The following is a 15181-nucleotide window of genomic DNA, read 5'->3' as shown; positions in this document are numbered from 1 at the left end:
ACCATGGCGGAAACGAAAGGCAGATCATGCGCGCACCCCTTCTGGCCCTGACCCTTGCCCTGATGCCGCTTGCCCCCGCATGGGCCGGCCCGCAGATCGAGCCCGCGCCGACGCTGGCGCCCGCGGGTGACTACCACCTCGACCCGGCGCATGCCCGGCTGATGTTTCGCGTCAACCATCTGGGATTTTCGAATTACACCGCGTTCTTCCGGGATTTCGACGCGCAGCTGACCTTCGATCCGGTCGATCCGCAGGCGATGGTGCTGCAGGCTAGCGTCGATCCGGCCTCGGTCGAGACGCTGTTTCCCGACCCGGGCTTCGATTTCAACGCGGTGATCGCGGGGCCGCAGTTTCTGGATGCCGCGCAATTCCCCGAGATGCGCTTCGACAGCACCAAGATCACCCTGACCGCCCCCGACCGCGCTGCGCTGAGCGGCCTGCTGACCCTGCATGGCGTCACCCGTCCGGTGACGTTGCGCGTCACCTTCAACGGCGGCTATGGCGGGCACCCGATGGACCCGGGCGGCGCGCGGGTGGGGTTTTCGGCCACCGGCACGCTGTTTCGGTCGGATTTCGGCATCGGCTTCGGCATTCCCGAACCGGGCAGCAGCCTTGGCGTATCGGATGCGGTCGAAATCGTGATCGAGGCCGAATTCATCAACCCCGCCGCCTCGGGCGTGCAGGTCGGGCCTTAGGGCGCGGGAACTTTCGCCAGCAACTCCAGCACTTTCGGCCCCAGTGCCGCAACCACCAGCGCAACGCCCGCAGGCGCGGGATGGATGTTGTCGTCCTGCATCAAATTGGCGCCAATCCGGTCTTCCAGCGGCAGTTCGGCAATCGGGGCCAGCAGATTGGGCACCAGAACCACGTCGTATTGCGTGGCCAGATCGGGCCAGATCGCGTCGAATTCCGCCTGATAGGCGGGGCCGTAGTTGCCCGGCGCGGGCAGCCCCGCCAGCAGAACCGGCAGCCCGCGCGCCTGCACAGTGACCAGCATCGCCTCCAGATTGGCGCGGGCTTCGGCGGGGGGCAGGCCGCGCAGCAGGTCATTGCCGCCAAGCGCGATCATCACCGCGTCAACCTCGGGCGTCAGCGACCAGTCGAGCCGCGCCCGCCCGCCCGCCGTCGTGTCACCCGACACACCCGCGTTGATGACCGTGACCTCGGCGCCCTGCGCGGTCAGCCAGGCCTGCAATTGTGGCACCAACCCGTCCTCGGGCGCCAGACCATAGCCCTGGGTCAGGCTGTCGCCCAGGGCCAGCAGGGTCACCGGCTCGGCCCATGCGGGGGAAGCCGCGAAAATAACCGCCGCCGCAAGGTTGCGCGCGCCCCGGATCGGCCCATATCCCTTTGAGACCCAACGAAAGACCGATTTCATGACCGACCCTGTTCTGAGCCTTTCCGACGCCCGTCTGACGCTGGACGGCAATGCAGGCCCGGTCGAGATCTTGCGGGGTATCACGCTGGCGGTGGCGCGGGGTGAAAGCGTGGGGCTTACGGGGCCGTCGGGGTCGGGCAAATCATCGCTCCTGATGCTCATGGGCGGGTTGGAACAGGCCACGGGGGGCACGGTCACGGCGCTCGGCCAGGATCTGTCGCGCATGGGCGAGGACGATCTGGCGCGGTTCCGCAGGGGGAATATGGGGATCGTTTTCCAATCCTTCCACCTGATTCCGACCATGACCGCGCTGGAAAACGTGGCCCTGCCGCTGGAAATCGCGGGCGCGCCCGATGCCTTCGACCGCGCCGCGGCAGAGTTGCAGGCCGTGGGGCTGGCTCATCGCGCGGGCCATTACCCGACCGAGATGTCGGGCGGCGAGCAGCAGCGCGTGGCGCTGGCCCGCGCCATTGCGCCGCGCCCGGCGATCCTGCTGGCGGATGAACCCACCGGCAATCTGGATGCCGCCAACGGCGCGGCGATCATGGATCTGCTGTTCGGCCTGCAGGCGCGCCATGGCGCCACGTTGATCATGGTGACCCATGCGCCCGAACTGGCGGCGCGCTGCGACAGGGTGGTGGCGCTGGCCGACGGGAGGCTGGCATGAGCCTTGCGCTGCGTCTGGCGGGGCGCGAGCTGCGCAGCGGGCTGCGGGGGTTTCGGGTCTTCGTTCTGTGCCTGATGCTGGGGGTGGCGGCGATTGCGGCGGTTGGGCTGGTGCGCGCGGCGATCCACGCCGGGCTGGCCGATCAGGGCGCCGTGCTGTTGGGCGGCGATGCGCAATATGAATTCACCTATCGCCGCGCCACGCCCGAGGAACGCGCGTGGATCGACAGCCGCGCCGATGCGGTGTCCGAGGTTATCAGTTTCCGCTCGATGCTGGCGGTGGGGGATGAACGCGCGCTGACGCAGGTCAAGGCGGTCGACGGCGCCTATCCGCTGGTCGGGCAGATGGCGCTTGATCCGCCTGTGGGGATGGCGGCGCTGGCGGGGCAGGGTGGTCGACCGGGGATTTTTCTTGATCCGGTTCTGGCAGATCGGCTGGGGGTGCAAATCGGCGATCCGGTCAGTCTGGGCGGGATCGAGTTTGTGCTGCGCGCGCGGATCTTGCGCGAACCCGACAGCATGGGCACGGGCTTTGCCCTTGGTCCGCGGTCCGTCGTGGCCAGTGCCGCGCTGGAGGGCAGCACGCTGCTGGCGCCCGGCGCGCTGTATGAAAGCCAGTATCGCGCGCTGCTGCCGCCCGGCACCGATCTGGAGGCGACAAAAACCGCCGCCCAGACCCGGTTTGAAGGCGCGGGCATGCGGTGGGCCGACAGCCGCCGTGCGGCGCCCGGGGCCGAACGGTTCGTCGACCGGCTCGGCTCGTTTCTGGTTCTGGTCGGTCTGGCCGGTCTGGCCGTGGGCGGCGTGGGTATTTCCGCCAGCGTGACCGCTTGGCTGGAGCGCAAGGCCGAAACCGTGGCCACCCTGCGCGCATTGGGGGCCACCGGCACCACGATCCGCGCGGTCTTCCTGTGGCAGCTGGCGGGGCTTGGCGCGCTGGGGATCGCGGCGGGTCTGGGGCTGGGCACCGGCGCGGTTCTGGCGGCATCGGGCGCGATTGCGCGGGCGATGCCGATTCCGGTCGAGATTGCGATCACCCCGCGCCCGCTGGCCGAGGCGGCGATCTATGGCGCGCTGGTCGCGGCGATCTTCGCGCTTTGGCCGCTGGGGCGGATGGCGGCAATGCGGGCCGCCACGCTTTATCGCGACACCGGGCCCGCGCGCCGGGGGCTGCCGGGGCAGGGCACCGTGGTGCTGGTGCTGGCGCTTCTGACGGGGCTGGTGGCGCTGGCGGTGTGGTTTTCGGGGCTGTGGGCACTCACGCTGGGGTCCCTGGGCGGTCTGGCCTTGGCACTGGCGCTGCTGGCGCTGGCCGCCGGTGCCGTGCGGCGCGCGGCCTGCGGGCTTGCGCATCGGGCGCGCGGGCGCCCGGCGCTGCGCGCGGCACTCGCCGCCATCGGGGCGCCGCGCTCGGACACGGCGGCGGTGATCCTGTCGCTGGGGCTCGGGCTGTCGGTGCTGGCCGCGGTGGGGCAGGTCGACGCCGGTCTGCGGGGCGCGATCAACCGCGATCTGCCGCAGACTGCGCCCGCCTATTTCGTGCTCGACATCCAGAACGATCAGCTGCCGGGATTTCTGGCAGAACTCGACGCGATGCCTGCGGTCGAAAAGGTCGAAACCGCGCCGATGCTGCGTGGGGTCATCACCGAAATCAACGGCCAGCCCGCGCGCGCGGTCAAGGGCGAGCATTGGGTGCTGCGTGGCGACCGCGGCGTGACCTATGCTGCCACCCCGCGCGAGCCGCTGACGGCGGGGGACTGGTGGCCCGAAGATTACGCAGGCCCACCGCTGGTCAGCTTCGCCGCAAAAGAGGCGGCGGAACTGGGCCTGAAACTGGGCGACAAGATCACCGTCAACATCCTTGGGCGCGACATCGTGGCCGAAATCGCCTCGTTCCGCGAGGTCGATTTCGGCACCGGCGGCATCGGCTTTGTGCTGACCTTCAACCCCGCGGCCCTGCAGGGCGCCCCGCACAGCCATCTGGCGACGATCTACGCCCCGCCCGAGGCCGAAGCCGCGATCCTGCGTGATCTGGCGCGGGCCTATCCCAATATCACCGCGATCCGGGTGCGCGATGCCATCGCCCGCGTGACCGAGGCCCTGGGCGCGATCGCCCGCGCCACCTCGCTGGCCGCGTCGGTGACGCTGCTGACCGGATTCGTGGTGCTGATCGGCGCGGCTGCGGCGGGCGAACAGGCCCGCGCCCGCGAGGCGGCGCTGCTCAAGGTGCTGGGCGCCACGCGTGGCACGATCCTGCGATCCTTCGCGCTGCGGGCCGCACTGATGGGGGCCGCAGCCGGGCTGGTGGCCTTGGGGTTCGGGGCGCTGGCGGGCTGGGCAGTGGTCAGCCTGGTGATGGAGGCGGGGTTCCGCTTTGCGCCCGGACCCGCGCTGTGGATCATCCTTGGCGGTATTCTGGCCAGCCTTGGGGCCGGGCTGATATTCGCCCTGCGGCCCTTGAATGCGCGGCCTGCGGGTGTTCTGCGGGCAAAGGAATAAAGGAAGAATGGATATTTGAACCAGAGAGAAAACAGCTTTCTTTCTGGTCTAAATATCCCCGCGCCGGAGGCGTCCGGCGCAGATCTCAGGCGCTGGCGGGGGTCAGGCGCGCAGCCCGGCTTCGCGCAGGATGCCGCGGCGCTTGGCTTCGTAGTAATAGCCCTTAGCATACCACATCACGGCGCGGTCGTGCGAGCCATCGGCACACAGCCACGCCCCGCGAAGGTATTTCACGCCGTATTTCAGGTTGGTCTCGGCGCGCAACAGATCGTTGGGCGTGCCCCGGAACCCCATGCCCTGCGCGGTCTGCGGCAGGATCTGCATCAGCCCGTAATAGGGGCCGTTGCGTGCGCCCGGATTATAGCTGCTTTCGCGCTGGATCACCCGGTGCACCAGGCTGCGCGGCACTTCGTATTCATCGGCGTAATGGTTGATCAGGCGGCGCAGTTCGGGCGTTTCGCCCGGATGCAGCTCATACAGGTCTTTCGCGGGGGCCTTGGTGGATTCGCGCGGGTTTGAACCGCAAGCGGCGAGCGCAAACAGGCCCAGCAGGGCGGAACGGCGGGACAGCTGCATGAAGACCTCGGATTTGTTCTGTCCGAATTCATAGCTGCGCGCGGCCATTCCGCAAAGCGGCTTGCCCGCGCGTAAGCGGAGCTTTGCCGAGTTTGGCTTTGACAAGCCTGCCGCGATGGGCCCCACTGCCCGAAACCGGCCGAAAAGAGGATGAAATGCGCGGCATTGCTGAAAATCCGGTCGATCTGTTCATCATCGGCGGCGGGGTGAACGGCTGTGGCATCGCGCGCGATGCCGCCGGGCGCGGGTTGAGCGTGACCCTGGCCGAACAGGGCGATCTGGCGCAGGCCACCTCTTCGGCCTCGACCAAGCTGTTTCATGGCGGGCTGCGGTATCTGGAATATCTGGAAATCCGGCTGGTGCGCGAAGCGCTGCACGAACGCGAGGTGCTGTTGCGCGCGATGCCGCATATCAGCTGGCCGATGCGCTTCGTGCTGCCGCTGAGCCCGGATATGCGCTTTGACAGCGATACGCCGGTCAGCCGTCTGACCGCGCGCCTGCTGCCCTGGCTGAAGGGGCGGCGCCCGGCCTGGATGATCCGGGCGGGGCTGGCGCTGTATGACGCGCTTGGCGGGCGCAAGATCCTGCCTGCCACGCGCGCGGTGGACCTGCGGCGCGATCCGGCGGGGGCGGCTTTGAAACCCGCCTTTCGCCGCGCTTATGAATATTCCGACTGCTGGGTCGACGATGCACGGCTGGTGGTGCTGAACGCGCGCGATGCGGCGGCGCGCGGCGCGCATATCCAGACCGGCTGCACCGTGCTGGAGGCGCATCGCGAGAATGACCTGTGGCGGATCGTGACCTCGGGCGGCATCCATTATGCCCGCACCTTGGTCAATGCGGCGGGTCCCTGGGTCGGCGCGGTGATCCGCGACACGATCCATGTGCCCTCGACCGAGGGCGTGCGGCTGGTGCGGGGCAGCCATATCGTCACGCGCCGCCTGTTCGATCACGACCGCGCCTATTTCTTTCAGGGCCGCGATGGGCGGATCTGTTTCGCGATCCCCTACGAGGGCGATTTCACCCTGATCGGCACAACCGATGCCGACCATCACGGCCCGCCCGGCGAGGCGCACTGCACCGAGGAGGAGGCGGATTATCTGTGCGCCTTCGTGTCCGAGTATTTCGCGCGGCCGGTGACGCGCGCCGATGTGGTCTGGTCCTATTCCGGGGTGCGGCCGCTTTATGACGACGGGGCGAGTTCGGCGACGGCGGCGACGCGCGATTATGTGCTGCGGCTTGATGCGCGGGGCGCGCCGCTGCTGAACATCTTCGGCGGCAAGATCACCACCTACCGGCGGCTGGCCGAGGCGGCACTGGCCCGGCTGGCCCCTTATTTCTCCGATATGGGCGGCGACTGGACGGCGGGTGTGGCCCTGCCCGGCGGGGCCTTTGCGGTGGATGGGGTGGAGGCGCTCTGCGCCGAGTTGCGCCGCGATTATCCGTTCCTGACCGCGCCCTGGGCGGCCCGTCTGGTGCGCGCCTATGGCACCGATGCGCGGCTGGTGCTGGGCGGGGCGCGGACCGCCGCCGACCTGGGCCGCGATTTCGGCGCCACCCTGACCGAGGCAGAGCTGCGCTGGCTGCGCGCCCGCGAATGGGCGGTGACGGTGACCGATGTGATCTGGCGCCGCTCCAAACTCGGGCTGCGGCTCAGCCCCGCCGAAGTCAACGAGATCGCACGCTTCATGGCCAGCCCCGACTTCACATCGCCGGGCTGAGCGGGCAGTCTGGGCCGGAGGAGGACAGCATGACCGATATCGTGGCGCTCGATCAGGGCACGACCTCGTCGCGGGCGATCCGCTTTGGCGCGGATCTGCGGGTTCAGGCGGTGGCGCAGCAGGAATTTCCGCAGATCTATCCCGCGCCGGGCTGGGTCGAGCATGACCCGCAGGCGATCTGGCAGACCACGCTGGCCTGCGCGCGCAAGGTCGTGACGGATCGGACCGCCGCCATCGGCATCACCAATCAGCGCGAAACCGTGGTGATCTGGGATCGCGCGACGGGGCGGCCGATCCATAATGCGATCGTCTGGCAGGACCGCCGCACCGCAGACACCTGTGCCGCGCTGGCCGCCAGCGGCCATGGCCCCGAGGTCAGCTTCAAGACCGGGCTGCTGCTGGACCCGTATTTCTCGGCCACGAAAATCGGCTGGATTCTGGACAGCGTGCCGGGTGCGCGGGCGCAGGCCGAAGCGGGCGCACTGGCCTTTGGCACGATCGACGCGTTTCTGATCTGGCGGCTGACCGGCGGGCGGGTGCATGCGACCGACGCCACCAATGCCGCGCGCACGATGCTTTATGACATCGGGCGCGGGCAGTGGGATGCCGAACTGTGCCGCCTGTTCGGCGTGCCCGAGGCGCTGTTGCCCGAGGTGCGCGATTGCGCCGATGATTTCGGCACGACCGACCCGGCGCATTTCGGCCGGGCGATTCCGATTGCCGGGGTGGCGGGCGATCAGCAGGCGGCGACGATGGGGCAGGCCTGTTTTGCGCCGGGCATGATGAAATCGACCTATGGCACCGGGTGTTTCGCGTTGATGAACACGGGTGCGCGGCGGGTGGCCTCGGGGCATCGGCTGCTGAGCACCATCGCCTGGCGGCTGGACGGGCAGGTGAGCTATGCGCTGGAAGGGTCGATTTTCATTGCGGGGGCGGTGGTGCAATGGCTGCGCGACGGGCTTGGGGTGATTGAAACGGCCAGCCAGACGCAGGCCTTGGCCGAGGCGGCGGACCCCGCGCAGGGCGTGGTGATCGTGCCCGCCTTCACCGGGCTTGGCGCGCCCTACTGGCGCCCCGAGACGCGCGGTGCGGTGCTGGGGCTGACGCGCAATTCCGGCCGGGCCGAGATGGCGCGCGCGGCGCTGGAATCGGTGGGCTATCAGACCCGCGATCTGTGGGCCGCGATGCGCGCGGACTGGGCGGCGGCGGGCGGTGGCGAGGGCCCGGACACCGTGCTGCGCGTCGATGGCGGCATGGCGTCCAGCGATTGGACGATGCAGTTTCTGGCCGATATTCTGGGCGCGCCGGTGGATCGCCCCGTGGTGACCGAGACCACGGCGCTTGGGGCGGCGTGGCTGGCGGGCTATCGTCTGGGGATCTGCCCCGGCCTTGCGGATTTTGCCGCGACCTGGGCGCTGGAACGGCGCTTCGACCCCGCGATGCCCGATGCGGAACGCAGCGCGAAATACGCCCGCTGGCAGCGCGCCGTGGCCGCGACGATGGCATTCTGAGCGGCGCCCCCTCAGGCCCCGCCCTCAGCCCCCCGCGCGCCGCAGCCGCAGCGCGTTCGTCACCACGAAGACCGACGAGAACGCCATCGCGCCCGCAGCCAGCATCGGCGACAGCCCGGGGCCGCCAAAGGGCACCAGCACCCCCATCGCCACCGGGATCAGCGCGGTGTTGTAGGCAAAGGCCCAGAAAAGGTTCTGCTTGATGTTGCGCATCGTGGCGCGCGACAGCGCATAGGCGCGCGCCACGCCCTGCGGGTCGCCCTGCATCAGCACCACCTCGGCCGCCTCGATTGCGACATCGGTGCCGGTGCCGATGGCGATGCCGACATCCGCCGCGGCCAGCGCGGGCGCATCGTTGATGCCGTCACCCACGAAGGCCACCGCGCCGCGGGCGTGCAGATCGCGCACGGCATCGACCTTGCCTTCGGGCAGCACCTCGGCCACCACGCGCAGGATGCCCAGCTCGCGCCCGACCGCCTGCGCCGTGGCCCGCGTGTCACCTGAAATCAGCGCCACCTCGACCCCGTCATATTGCAACGCCGCCACCGCATCATGGGCGTATTTCTTCAGCGGGTCGGAAACCGCCAACAGCGCCGCGAGTTGCCCGTCGACGGCCAGCCAGATCGGGGTCTTGCCCTCGCCCGCCAGCGCCTGTGCGGCGGGGGCGAGCAGGGCGGTCTCGACACCGGCCTCGGTCATCGCGCGGGTATTGCCCAGAAGGACGGCGCGACCGCCCACCTCGGCCGAAAGCCCGCGGCCGGGCAGCGCCTTGACCCGGCGCGCGGGCGCGGGGGTGACGCCGCGATCCGCCGCCGCCGCCAAGAGCGCCTGCGCCAGCGGATGTTCGGAACGCGCCTCGGCCCCGGCCGCCATGCCCAGCAGCTCGTCAGGGGCGAAGCCGGGCGCCGCGGGGATCAGATCGGTCAGCGCGGGGCGGCCCTCGGTCAGGGTGCCGGTCTTGTCGAAGGCGACGATTTCAATCTCGGCCAGCCGTTGCAGCGCATCGCCGCGGCGAAACAGCAGCCCGAGTTCGGCGCCGCGCCCGGTGCCCACCAGAATCGAGACCGGCGTCGCCAGCCCCATCGCGCAGGGGCAGGCGATTATCATCACCGAAATCGCCGCGATCAGCGCATGGGTGAATCCTTGTCCGGCCAGCATCCAGATGGCGAAGGTCAGCAGCGACAGCCCCATCACCGTGGGCACGAAGACGCGCGTGATCTTGTCGACCAGCGCCTGCACCGGCAGCTTGCCGCCCTGCGCCTCGGCCACCAGCGCGATGATCCGCGACAACACCGTGTCGGCGCCGGTCGCGGTCACGCGGAAGCTGAGCGCGGATTGCCCGTTCACCGTGCCGCCGGTGATCTTGGCGCCGGGGGTTTTCTCGACCGGGACGGGCTCGCCGGTCAGCATGGATTCGTCGATCCAGCCGTGGCCCTCGGTCACCTCGCCGTCCACCGCGACCCGTTCGCCCGGGGCCAGCAGCACGATGTCGCCCGGTGCCAGTTCCTCGACCGGCAGTTCGACCACGCCCGAGGCGCGCTCGACCCGTGCCGTGGCCGGGCGCAGCCCGACAAGCCGCGAGATCGCCTCGCCCGCGCGGCCCTTGGCGCGCGCCTCCAGCCAGCGGCCCAGCAAGATCAGGGTGACGATCACGGCGGCGGCCTCGAAATAGACCTCGCGCGATTGCGGCGGCACCAGGCCCGGGGCCAGCACCACGACCGCCGAATAAAGGAAGGCCGCCAAGGCCCCCATTGCCACCAGCGAGTTCATCTCGGGCGCGCCGCGCAGCAGGGCGGGGATGCCCAGCCGCAGGAAGATCCGGCCCGGGAAGGCCAGCACCAGCGCGGTCAGAACGAACTGTATCCACCAGCTTGCAGGTTCGCCGATGGTGCGCGCGATCCAGTGGTGAAAGCCCGGGATCATGTGCGCGCCCATCGCCAGGATGAAGACCGGCGCGGTCAGCACGGCCGAGATCAGGACCGCGCGTTTCAGCCGCGCTGTCTCGGCGGCCTGCCGGTCGGCCACCGGGGCAGGGGCCGCGCCCTGTGCCTGCACCCGCGCGGGGTAGCCCGCCGCCGTGACCACCTGCGCCAGTTCCGAGGGCGCCACCGTGCCCTGCGCATAACCCACCGTGGCCGATTGCGTCGCCAGATTGACGGCGGCCGAAATCACGCCGGGCGTGGCGGTCAGCGCACGTTCGACCCGGCCTGCGCAACTGGCGCAGGTCATCCCCTCGATATCCAGCCGCGCCTCGGCGGTGCTGACCGGATAGCCCGCGCGCTCCAGCGCGGCGGCAAGGCTGGCGGGCGTGGCCGGGGCGGTGAACTCGACCCGCGCCGAACGTGCCATCAGGTTGGCGGCGGCCGACACCACGCCCGGCTCTGCCGCAAGCGCGCGTTCGACCCGCCCCGTGCAGGCGCCACAATGCATCCCGTCGATCACGAAAGTGGTATGCGCGGTGTCGGGCAGCGGGGCATCGGTCATGGCAGTCTCCTTTGCCCCTAACTTGGCCGCATCGCGCGCTGGGTCAATGCCATGCCAAGACATTCGTGAACTTGAATTTGAGCGGCGCCAATGCTACCTCGGCGGCAAGGCAAACCAACCCATTTCGGAGACTTCCCATGTCGCTCGACCGTATCATGTTCGCTTTCGCCGGTGCGATGGTTCTGATCAGCGTTCTGCTGACCCAGTTCGTGTCGCCCTATTTCATGTGGTTCACCGTGTTCATCGGCGCCAACCTGCTGCAATCGGCGTTCACCGGCTTCTGCCCGGCGGCGAAAATCTTTGCGGCCCTGGGCTTCAAGACCGGCTGCGCCTTCGAAGGCAAGTAAGCCGGATTCAAGAAAAATTGCGGGGCGCGGGGGAACTCGCGCCCGCTTTGGCGGTTGAGTGGTGACAGGGCGTTTGCTAGCCTTGCAGCAACGTAACCCGGAGATCTGCATGAACCGCCGCGCTTTTGTCACCACGCTTGCCGCCCTGCCGGTCCTGGCCGCACCCTCGGTCGGCCTGACGCAGGCCGCAAAGGCGCCTGCGACGGCGCCCGAAGCGCCGAAATGGCCGATCGCGCCGCAGTTCTATCCCACCGAAGTGCGGGTTCGCAAAGATCTGGCGGTTGGGTCGCTCATCATCGTGTCGGACAAGTTTTTCCTCTACCACATCGTCGCGCCCGGTCGGGCGATGCGTTATGGCGTCGCGGTGGGCAAGGGCGAGCTGAAATTCCGTGGGCAGGCGGTGGTCGGGCGCAAGGTCGAATGGCCGAGCTGGAAACCCACGCCGGAAATGGTGCAGCGCAGCCCCGAACATTACGCGCGCTATGCCGAAACCGGCATGCCGGGCGGGCCGAAAAACCCGCTGGGGGCGCGGGCGATGTATCTGTATCAGAATGGCCACGACACCGCGATCCGCATTCACGGTACGACCGAGCCAAGCTCGATCGGGCATGCGGTTTCGAACGGGTGCCTGCGGATGGTCAATGACCATGTGATCGCGCTTTACGATCAGATCGAACTGGGCACGCCCGTCACGGTCTATTGATGCAGCTGACCGGGATCGCGCAGGTCGGCACGCTGGGCTTCGATACGATCATCGACGTGCGCAGCCCGTCGGAATTTGCCGAAGATCATATCCCCGGCGCGATCAACCTGCCCGTGCTGAACGATGTCGAGCGCGCCGAGGTCGGCACGATCTACAAGCAGGTTTCCCCCTTTGACGCGCGCAAGATCGGCGCGGCGCTTGTCGCGCGCAATGCGGCGGCGCATCTGCTGGGGCCGCTGGCCGACAAGCCCGGCGGCTGGCGCCCGCTGGTCTATTGCTGGCGCGGGGGGCAGCGCTCAGGCTCTTTCGCGACCATCCTGCGGCAGGTGGGCTGGCGGGCTGAACTGGTCGACGGCGGTTACAAGACCTGGCGGCGGCTGGTGGTCGAGGCAGTGGCCGCGTCGGTCCTGCCGCCTGTCGTGGTGCTGGACGGCAATACGGGGGCCGCAAAAACCGCGATCCTGCAGGCGGCAGCGGCGCAGGGCGCGCAGGTGATCGACCTGGAAGGATTGGCCAATCATCGCGGCTCCATCTTCGGGGGGATGCCGGGCGGGCAGCCCTCGCAGAAGGCGTTCGAGGGGCGTCTGGCGCAGGCGCTGGCGGCGCTCGATCCGGGCCGGGTGCTGCTGCTGGAGGCGGAAAGTTCAAGGATCGGCGATCTGAACTTGCCCAAGGGGATCTGGGCGGCGATCTGTGCCGCGCCCCGGGTGCAGTTGCAGGTGGCGGCGCCCGAACGCGCGGCCTATCTGGCGCGCGCCTATGCCGATGTGGCGGCGGACCCGGCGCAACTGGCCGCGCTGATCGACAAGCTGCGCCGCCTGCATGCGGCCGAGGTGATCGCGCAGTGGCAGGACTGGGCCGCGGCGGGCGATCTGGCCGCGCTGGCGCAGGATCTGATGATCCGGCACTACGACCCGCGCTATGAAAAGCACCGCGCGCGCCATGTGCAGCACGGGGTGACGCTGCCGGTGCAGAGCCTTGCGCCCGAGGCCTTGCCCGACCTTGCCGCCCGGGTGGTGGGCGCGGCCGAGGCGCTGGTTACCCGCTGACCCGCAACATCGGCGCCCCGGCGACAAGGGTGCCGATCCGGGCTGCCGGGGCGCCTGCGGCGCGCAGGGCCGACAGAACCGCATCGGCCTGACCCGCGGGCACGGCGGCCAGCAATCCGCCCGCCGTTTGCGGATCGTAAAGCAGTTCTGTCCGCGGGCCGGGCGGCGCGGTGATCCGCCCCGCGCAGGCCGCGATATTTGCGGGCAGAAGGCTCGACCCATGCCCCGCGGCGGCCAGATCCTCGGCCCCCGGCAGCAGCGGCAGATCGGCCAGCCGTAGCGTGGCACCACCCCCCGCAGCCGCGCAGATCCCCAGCAGATGCCCGGCCAGCCCGAACCCCGTCACATCGGTCATCGCATGGGCCACCGGCGCAAGGATCGCCGAGTCCGCCGCCAGCGGCCGCGCCATTGATGACAGCGCCTCCGCCACCGCATCGCCGGGCGCGGCTTTCTGCATCTCGGCCGCCAGAATCACACCGCTGCCCAGCGGTTTGGTCAGGATCAGCGCATCGCCGGGCTGCGCGCCCGCCTGTCCGATGGGTGCGCCCGCCAGCCCGGTGATCGCGAAGCCAAGGCTCAGTTCCGCGCCGATGCTGGTGTGGCCGCCGACCAGATCGGCCCCGGCGGCCCGGATCACCCCGCCCGCTGCCGCCAGCACCTCGGCCAGGGTGCGCGCGGCCAGTTCGTCGGACATCCGCGGCAAGGTGACCTGCGCCAGCGCGGCCTGTGGCTGCGCGCCCATCGCCCAGATGTCGCCCAGGGCATGCACGGCCGTGATCCGCGCAAACAGCCACGGATCTTCGGTGAAGGCGCGGACATGATCGGTGGTGAAGACCTGCGCCCCGGCGGGATGGTCCAGCACCGCCGCATCGTCGCCCGCGCCCGCCCGCACATCGGCGCGGGCGGGTGGCAGCAGGGTGCCCAGAACGCTGCGCAGCGCGCCTGCGCCCAGCTTGGCCCCGCAGCCCCCGCACAGCGGCTTCGGCCCCAGTGCCTCGGCCATGCCCTGCGCATGGACGCGCGGCAGGGCGGGGCTGGGCATCGCGGGCAGGTCGTGAACCTTTTCCATGAACCGCAGGTCGATCCGGTTCTTCCAGCGCCACAGCCAGGCGCCATCCAGCGGCAGGCCCCATTTGTCGGCCACCGCGTGCTTGTCGCCTGTGGAAATCAGCTTGAGGTAATCGCGCTGCGGGCGATAGGCGCGCATCGCCCCGCCAGAGGCCGCCGCGCGCAGGTTGTCAAACAGCACCGGCGCCTCGCGCACCGCATAGACGCCCGCCTTGGGTCGGGGGGAAAAGCCAAGATGCGCGATGTCCCCGGCGGCAAAGATCGCGGGGTCCGAGCTTTGCAGGCTGGGGCTGACAGTCACGAACCCCTCGTGCAGCGCAAGGCCCGTGTCGGCCAGCCAAGGCGCGGGTTTGGTCGCCCCCGTGCCCAGAATGAAATCTGCCGGATCTTCGCGCCCGCCTTGCAAGACCACGGCGCCCGCCTTGGCCGCAACCATCCGCGCGCCGGTTTCGATCTGCACGCCCAACCGCGCGCAATGGGCGGCCATGCGCGCCCGTGCGCCGCGCCCCAGGGCGCTCAGCGCGACAGGGCCGGCCTCGTAGACCGTGACGCGGGCGTCGGGCAGCCGATGGGCGAAGGCAAGGGCCAGTTCGACCCCGGCCACGCCGCCGCCCACAACCGCGATTCGTGCGCCCGGCCGGGCCTGCGCGGCGAACCGCTCCCACGCATCAGCAAAGGCGTCAAGCGGCTTGGCCGGTGTGACATGTTCGGCAAAGCCCGGGATCTGCGGCATTTCCGCAGTGATCCCCGTGTCGATCGAGGCGATGTCATAGCCGACCGGCGCGCGGTTTTCCAAAAGCACCTGGCCCGCCGCGCGGTCGATGCCGCAGGCCCGATCCAGAATCAGCCGCGCGCCCGCGTGCCGCGCCAGCTTCACCAGATCCAGCTGCAGTGCCGCGCGCGGGTAATGCCCGGCGATATGGCCCGGCAGCATTCCCGAATAGGCCGCCGTGGGCAGCGGGTTGATCACCGTCAGCCGCACGCCGGGCAGCGGTGCCATGCCCCACATCCGCAACACCAGTGCATGCGCGTGGCCGCCGCCGATCAGAACGATGTCGCGCGTCAGCGGCAGGGCGGGGGTGGGATGCATCGGCGGGTCTCCTTCCGACCCAGACCTAACTTGCGCGCCACGCAAGGCCAACGGGCATGTTGCCCCACCGATCGCGCACGGGCGCAAAA

12 protein-coding genes are annotated in these 15181 nt (G+C 69.6%); 8 read left to right on the top strand and 4 right to left on the bottom strand.

Features of this window, described 5'->3' with window-relative positions:
• Positions 1 to 26 precede the first annotated feature (26 nt).
• Complete coding sequence (locus P2G62_RS07420) at positions 27 to 695, top strand: YceI family protein (protein WP_275734244.1); 669 nt, start codon at positions 27 to 29, stop codon at positions 693 to 695.
• On the opposite strand, the gene P2G62_RS07415 is transcribed toward P2G62_RS07420, so the two are convergent.
• Positions 692 to 1378 carry an arylesterase gene (locus P2G62_RS07415; RefSeq protein WP_275734243.1) on the bottom strand — a complete coding sequence of 229 codons (687 nt, stop codon included), beginning with the start codon at positions 1376 to 1378 and terminating at the stop codon, positions 692 to 694. The two genes, P2G62_RS07420 and P2G62_RS07415, sit on opposite strands and share 4 nt — an antisense overlap.
• On the opposite strand from P2G62_RS07415, the gene P2G62_RS07410 reads away from it, so the two are divergent.
• Together P2G62_RS07410 and P2G62_RS07405 are read left to right on the top strand one after the other, a co-directional pair.
• On the top strand, positions 1377 to 2045 hold the full coding sequence (locus P2G62_RS07410; protein WP_275734242.1) for an ABC transporter ATP-binding protein: 669 nt from the start codon (positions 1377 to 1379) through the stop codon (positions 2043 to 2045). The two genes, P2G62_RS07415 and P2G62_RS07410, sit on opposite strands and share 2 nt — an antisense overlap.
• The gene (locus tag P2G62_RS07405; protein ID WP_275734241.1) at positions 2042 to 4543 is read left to right on the top strand and encodes an FtsX-like permease family protein; all 2502 of its coding nucleotides are present in this window, start codon (positions 2042 to 2044) and stop codon (positions 4541 to 4543) included. The genes P2G62_RS07410 and P2G62_RS07405 overlap by 4 nt, the downstream gene beginning before the upstream one ends.
• 102 nt (positions 4544 to 4645) lie before the next feature.
• Here P2G62_RS07405 and P2G62_RS07400 read toward each other — a convergent pair whose 3' ends face one another.
• Complete coding sequence (locus tag P2G62_RS07400; protein ID WP_275734240.1) at positions 4646 to 5167, bottom strand: lytic transglycosylase domain-containing protein; 522 nt, start codon at positions 5165 to 5167, stop codon at positions 4646 to 4648.
• A gap of 107 nt (positions 5168 to 5274) precedes the next feature.
• Between P2G62_RS07400 and glpD the strand changes: the two genes are divergently transcribed.
• The gene (glpD, locus tag P2G62_RS07395) at positions 5275 to 6840 is read left to right on the top strand and encodes a glycerol-3-phosphate dehydrogenase (protein WP_275734239.1); all 1566 of its coding nucleotides are present in this window, start codon (positions 5275 to 5277) and stop codon (positions 6838 to 6840) included.
• Between the two features lie 29 nt (positions 6841 to 6869).
• Positions 6870 to 8351 (top strand): glycerol kinase GlpK, encoded by a 1482-nt coding sequence (gene glpK / locus P2G62_RS07390; protein ID WP_275734238.1) that lies wholly within the window; start codon positions 6870 to 6872, stop codon positions 8349 to 8351.
• A gap of 24 nt (positions 8352 to 8375) precedes the next feature.
• Here the strand turns inward: glpK and P2G62_RS07385 are convergent, their stop codons facing one another.
• Positions 8376 to 10835, bottom strand: coding sequence for a heavy metal translocating P-type ATPase (locus P2G62_RS07385; RefSeq protein WP_275734237.1), 2460 nt, complete (start codon positions 10833 to 10835; stop codon positions 8376 to 8378).
• 137 nt (positions 10836 to 10972) lie between these two features.
• Here P2G62_RS07385 and P2G62_RS07380 point away from each other — a divergent pair, with 137 nt between their 5' ends.
• The 3 genes from P2G62_RS07380 to mnmH all read left to right on the top strand — a co-directional run bounded on the left by P2G62_RS07380 (position 10973) and on the right by mnmH (position 12934).
• A complete protein-coding gene (locus P2G62_RS07380) occupies positions 10973 to 11182 on the top strand; it encodes a DUF2892 domain-containing protein (protein ID WP_275734236.1) in 210 nt (69 codons plus the stop codon).
• A gap of 109 nt (positions 11183 to 11291) precedes the next feature.
• Positions 11292 to 11885, top strand: coding sequence for a L,D-transpeptidase (locus P2G62_RS07375; RefSeq protein ID WP_275734235.1), 594 nt, complete (start codon positions 11292 to 11294; stop codon positions 11883 to 11885).
• Entirely contained in the window at positions 11885 to 12934 is a 1050-nt protein-coding gene (gene mnmH / locus P2G62_RS07370) for a tRNA 2-selenouridine(34) synthase MnmH (RefSeq protein ID WP_275734234.1), read from the top strand. The genes P2G62_RS07375 and mnmH overlap by 1 nt, the downstream gene beginning before the upstream one ends.
• On the opposite strand, the gene selD is transcribed toward mnmH, so the two are convergent.
• Positions 12924 to 15092: a selenide, water dikinase SelD gene (gene selD / locus P2G62_RS07365; protein WP_275734233.1), complete on the bottom strand. Its 2169-nt coding sequence runs from the start codon at positions 15090 to 15092 to the stop codon at positions 12924 to 12926. The two genes, mnmH and selD, sit on opposite strands and share 11 nt — an antisense overlap.
• Positions 15093 to 15181: the final 89 nt, after the last annotated feature.

It is taken from the genome of Paenirhodobacter sp. CAU 1674 (assembly GCF_029222945.1).
In the GTDB taxonomy this organism is placed as follows: Bacteria; Pseudomonadota; Alphaproteobacteria; order Rhodobacterales; family Rhodobacteraceae; genus Rhodobacter.
Note: the sequence above shows the minus strand (reverse complement) of the source record. Positions and strands in the feature narration are given on the sequence as shown.

Bases quoted from the DNA above. Each gene is read 5' to 3' on its own strand.
- P2G62_RS07405 (WP_275734241.1), top strand. From the start codon at position 2,042: ATGAGCCTTGCGCTGCGTCTGGCGGGGCGCGAGCTGCGCAGCGGGCTG.
- P2G62_RS07385 (WP_275734237.1), bottom strand. From the start codon at position 10,835: ATGACCGATGCCCCGCTGCCCGACACCGCGCATACCACTTTCGTGATC.
- P2G62_RS07415 (WP_275734243.1), bottom strand. From the start codon at position 1,378: ATGAAATCGGTCTTTCGTTGGGTCTCAAAGGGATATGGGCCGATCCGG.
- P2G62_RS07420 (WP_275734244.1), top strand. From the start codon at position 27: ATGCGCGCACCCCTTCTGGCCCTGACCCTTGCCCTGATGCCGCTTGCC.
- selD (WP_275734233.1), bottom strand. From the start codon at position 15,092: ATGCATCCCACCCCCGCCCTGCCGCTGACGCGCGACATCGTTCTGATC.
- glpD (WP_275734239.1), top strand. From the start codon at position 5,275: ATGCGCGGCATTGCTGAAAATCCGGTCGATCTGTTCATCATCGGCGGC.
- glpK (WP_275734238.1), top strand. From the start codon at position 6,870: ATGACCGATATCGTGGCGCTCGATCAGGGCACGACCTCGTCGCGGGCG.
- P2G62_RS07380 (WP_275734236.1), top strand. From the start codon at position 10,973: ATGTCGCTCGACCGTATCATGTTCGCTTTCGCCGGTGCGATGGTTCTG.
- P2G62_RS07410 (WP_275734242.1), top strand. From the start codon at position 1,377: ATGACCGACCCTGTTCTGAGCCTTTCCGACGCCCGTCTGACGCTGGAC.
- P2G62_RS07375 (WP_275734235.1), top strand. From the start codon at position 11,292: ATGAACCGCCGCGCTTTTGTCACCACGCTTGCCGCCCTGCCGGTCCTG.
- P2G62_RS07400 (WP_275734240.1), bottom strand. From the start codon at position 5,167: ATGGCCGCGCGCAGCTATGAATTCGGACAGAACAAATCCGAGGTCTTC.
- mnmH (WP_275734234.1), top strand. From the start codon at position 11,885: ATGCAGCTGACCGGGATCGCGCAGGTCGGCACGCTGGGCTTCGATACG.